We start from the raw sequence: 713 nt of genomic DNA, 5'->3' as shown, positions 1-713 counted from the left end.
GTCTTGTATTTTCACCTGTCGTTATTTTCGTTTCATAATACAAACTCCTGGTGCTTACTTTTATTTTTTTTTTTAGATGTGTGTAAGAGACAGTACTCCTCCATCGCGTGCGCCAGCCACCCCGCCACCCTCGCGACCGCGAAGATGGCCTCGCCCGCACCGCTCACCATCCCGCTGACGGTGGTGAGGATGGCCAGGGCGAAGTCGATGTTGCGCTCGGGCAGCCGCCGCCGGCGCATCTCGGCCAGCACGGCCGTGCCGGCGGCGATCCGCTCGTGTCCCGGGGCCGCCTCCTTGACCAGGTCGAGCAGCGCACCGCCGCGGGCGTCGCCGTTCTTGTAGACGCTGTGGCCGAAGCCGGGGATGCGCTCGCCGCGCCGTACCCGCTCGGAGATCGCCCGTGCGGCCTGGCCGGGCTCGGTGACCTCGGCCAGCAGCCGCTCGGCCCCGTACGACGCGCCGCCGTGCAACGGGCCGCCGAGCACGCCGAGACCCGTCAGGACCACGGCGTACGGGTCGGCCTTGGCGGAGGCGGCGACCCGGGCGGCCAGGGTCGAGGCGGCCAGCTCGTGGTCGGCGAGCAGGACCAGGGCGGCCTGCACGGCCTGGAGCAGGGCCTGTCTCTTATACACCTCTCCGAGCCCACGAGACCCTAAGACATCTCGTATGCCGTCTTTTGCTTGAAAAAAAAAAAACTTCCATCGTAGTGCGTG

At 66.1% G+C, this 713-nt stretch carries 1 protein-coding gene; it reads right to left on the bottom strand.

The window, feature by feature from the left end; genetic code table 11:
* Positions 1-32: 32 nt before the first annotated feature.
* Entirely contained in the window at positions 33-632 is a 600-nt protein-coding gene (locus ETD85_RS62565) for a citrate/2-methylcitrate synthase (RefSeq protein WP_240780197.1), read from the bottom strand.
* Positions 633-713 lie beyond the last annotated feature (81 nt).

Origin of the sequence: Nonomuraea zeae (assembly GCF_005889725.1) — a bacterium.
Lineage (GTDB): Bacteria > Actinomycetota > Actinomycetes > Streptosporangiales > Streptosporangiaceae > Nonomuraea > Nonomuraea zeae.
This window is presented reverse-complemented; position numbering and strand designations above follow the sequence as displayed.